A 3,411-nucleotide genomic window follows, 5' to 3' on the forward strand; every position below is an offset into this window, starting at 1 on the left:
CGCCAGCAAAGGGGTCACGTCCTACGCGCAGGTCATGGCTTATCTCCAGGCCTATGCCCAAAAGCAGCAAGCACCCATTGCCGCCTATCAGGCGGGGGAGATGGAATAATATGGAAAATACATGGCTAGCTGGAGCACTGCTCGGGCTCTGTCTGCCGATGGGTGCGGGTGCCGCAACGATGGTGTCCCCCGCGCCCATTGCGTTCAGCAATGAAGCCCATCCCGGTTCAGCGGGTGCGGATGCGGGACGGTATCTGGCCCACGCCAAAGCCATGCATGCTGCGGACATCCGTATTGTCGGTCTACTCAATGCTAAGGCTTACCGGCAGGCGGTACCCCGGTTGGAACAGACTGCAACGCAATACGACGACGCCTGGGCGGGTTTTGCCTTGGGCAATCTCTACGCTGCGGGACTCGGTGTACCGAAAAGTCAGACAAGGGCTTTTCACTGGTACTTGTGGTCGGCGAAAGCGGGAGATCGGTCTGCCCAGCGCCAGGTGGCCAACGCCTATCTCAATGGCGATGGCGTGACTCGCAGCCCGGCCCAGGCCGCTTACTGGTTCCGCATGGGCATGGCGGTGCCGCAACTGGTGAACAGCAATTACTGGTTGGCCAAGACCTATGATAAAGGTCGCGTGGTCCCCAAAAATGCCGCGAAATATCAATATTATTTGCAGCACAGTCAGCGCATCCTCCGATCCCTGAACACAGAGCCCAACGGGGCTGCCGCTTATGACATGGGACTGAGCTACGCCTACGGGCATGGCGTCCCCAGAGACCGCACCAAAGCTCTGCAATGGTTGCACCGCGCCTTGAAGTGGCACTACGCCCCCGCAGCCGTCGCCATCCACCGTCTGGAGTCCGCCCGGAGAAAACGCGGGCAGACGTCCTGAGATCCAAAAAGGAGACCATATCTATGGAACGCCGCGATTTTCTCAAAACATTAGGCTTCGGTGCCGCCGCATCGGCTTTTTTGAGCAGCACACTGGCCAAAGCCACGACACTGCCGGCTATCGGCCACACCGGCAGTCTGCAGGATGTCGAACACATCGTCGTCTTCATGCAGGAAAACCGCTCCTTTGATCACTATTTCGGCCATCTTCGGGGAGTGAAGGGTTACAATGACCGGTTTCCGTTGACCTTGCCGGGCGGCAAACCCGTCTGGTATCAGCCGCGCATGGAACATCCCGAAGACCACATCCTGCCCTTTCATCTGAACACCCAAAAAACCTCCGCCCAACTGCTCCGGGATCTCGACCATAGCTGGGCCTCCCAGCACGGGGCCATCGCCGGTGGCCTCTATGACGCATGGCCCCTGAACAAGACCGACATGACCATGGGCTACTTCCAGCGCGCAGACATCCCCTTCCACTACGCCCTGGCCGACGCCTTCACCATCTGTGACCATTACTTCTGCTCTCTCGCCGGCCCGACCTGTCCCAACCGCTGCATGCTCTGGACCGGAATGATTGATCCGCAAGGGCACCACGGCGGACCGCTTATCGACGATACAACGTGTCGGGATACCCAGGTGAATCCCCTTACCTGGACGACTTACGCGGAGCGATTGCAAAACGCGGGTATCTCCTGGCAGGTGTATCAGCAGCGCCTGCGCGAGGTTGACCTTATCCCCCGGACGCTGAATGCGCTGGCCCACTTCCGCAGTTTTGCGGACGCCCCTGAGGATTCCGAACTCTACCAACGCGCCATGATGGTGCGCACCCTGATCCAGCTCAAGGAAGACGTCATCCGCAACCGGCTGCCACAAGTCTCATGGATCGTGCCGGTTTTCGAAGACTCCGAGCATCCGTCCAATCCACCCGCCTATGGCGCCATGTACATCGCCCGGGTGCTGGATGCGCTGACCGCCAACCCGGAAGTCTGGGGCAAGACGGTGCTTCTCCTCGACTACGACGAGAATGATGGCTTGTTCGATCACGTCCCCCCACCGCAGCCGCCGACCCCGGTGCGCCCCGGCAAATCCACGGTCAGCACCGAAGGAGAAATCCACAACGTGGTCAACCCGGATCAGGATATGCTCTATACAGCGGATCAGTTGCCTTACGGTCTCGGCCCGCGCGTTCCGATGATGGCGATCTCCCCTTGGAGCAAGGGCGGTTATGTCTGCTCGGAAGTCTTCGACCACACCTCGGTCATCCGCTTTATCGAACAGCGTTTCGGCGTCAGCGAACCCAACATTTCGCCGTGGCGACGGGCGGTTTGCGGAGATCTCACCTCCGCCTTCGACTTTTCCCGGCACAATGACCGGATGGCGCCCCTGCCCAAGACCGCCGGTTATCGGGACATGGTCTATCGCGAAGCCACGTTGCCGCCGCCGGAAGTGCCCGCCACGCAGGAAAATCGGATTATCCCGCAAGAAACAGGCGTTCGTCCGGCGCGACCCATCCCCTATGACCTGGATGTGGTCATGCGGGTACAGGCTGGTGGTATGCATCTGGCATTCGATAACCGCTCCCAAACCGGTGTCTGCTGCTATGCCTACTGGGACGCCAGCGCCGAATTGCCCCAGCGTTACAGCATGGGGGCCGGGGATCAACTCAGTGATGATATCGCTTTGCCGGAAGGGCAGGCGCTGGCCATGACCATATACGGGCCGAATGGTTTTGTGCGCAAAGTACAGGGCCATGGCGCATCGGATCTGCACGTCTCCACCCACAGTGAAGCCAACGGGGATATCCGGGTGCGCCTCTACAATACCGGTACCGAGACGCTCCCGGTACAGCTCCGCGATAAGGCCTACCAGCAAGCCGCACGCGGCTTCGATCTCGCCGCCGGACAAATTCAGGACGTGGTCTGGGACCTGCAGGGCAGTCATCACTGGTATGACCTCGGCGTGGACACGCCCGACCACCATTGGCGCTTGGCGGGGCATATAGAAAACGGCAAGGACAGCTTCAGCGATCCGGCCAATGTCGCCCCGGTTCTGGCTTGATCCCTTGCGTAGGAATAGCATACGCCCGTGGGAAGACGGGAAAGGAGCAGCCATGTTCAGAAATGTTCTCCGCTTATTCTCTATAGCCATATCTGCCGCCTTGCTGGGGGGATGTGCGACCATCACCCCGGTGAGCGGTCGGTTTCCGGACATCACCCCGCGCGCCGCGCAATCGGGCACCGCTCAGGGAAAGCAGGTCCGCTGGGGAGGGAAACTGATTGAAACCCACCCTGAAGCGCACGAGACCTGCTTTACGGTGCTGGGGGAACCGCTGCGCCGTGATGGTCGACCGGAACCGGAGCGGGGAGAAGCGCATATCGGTCGCTTCCTGGCCTGCGCACCCGGCTTCTATGACCCCATGTTATATCGTTCCGGTCGCGAGATTACCTTCATCGGACGGGTGGAAGGCATCGCGCATCGCAAGATCGGGCAGTTCGATTACACCTATCCGACCCTCG

The 3,411-nt window shown here is 60.2% G+C and carries 3 protein-coding genes; all 3 read left to right on the forward strand.

What is annotated here, in order from left to right; genetic code table 11:
• The first annotated feature begins 110 nt into the window (after positions 1–110).
• Positions 111–893 (forward strand): tetratricopeptide repeat protein, encoded by a 783-nt coding sequence (locus M7F93_RS11405; RefSeq protein ID WP_298173588.1) that lies wholly within the window; start codon positions 111–113, stop codon positions 891–893.
• 23 nt (positions 894–916) lie between these two features.
• A complete protein-coding gene (locus M7F93_RS11410) occupies positions 917–2,953 on the forward strand; it encodes a phosphocholine-specific phospholipase C (protein ID WP_298173590.1) in 2,037 nt (678 codons plus the stop codon).
• Between the two features lie 52 nt (positions 2,954–3,005).
• Positions 3,006–3,411 (forward strand): Slp family lipoprotein (locus M7F93_RS11415; protein ID WP_298173593.1); only part of this gene is annotated, 406 nt, incomplete at its 3' end.

Origin of the sequence: Acidithiobacillus sp. (assembly GCF_027322205.1) — a bacterium.
In the GTDB taxonomy this organism is placed as follows: domain Bacteria; phylum Pseudomonadota; class Gammaproteobacteria; order Acidithiobacillales; family Acidithiobacillaceae; genus Acidithiobacillus.

Bases quoted from the DNA above. Each gene is read 5' to 3' on its own strand.
- M7F93_RS11405 (WP_298173588.1), top strand. From the start codon at position 111: ATGGAAAATACATGGCTAGCTGGAGCACTGCTCGGGCTCTGTCTGCCG.
- M7F93_RS11410 (WP_298173590.1), top strand. From the start codon at position 917: ATGGAACGCCGCGATTTTCTCAAAACATTAGGCTTCGGTGCCGCCGCA.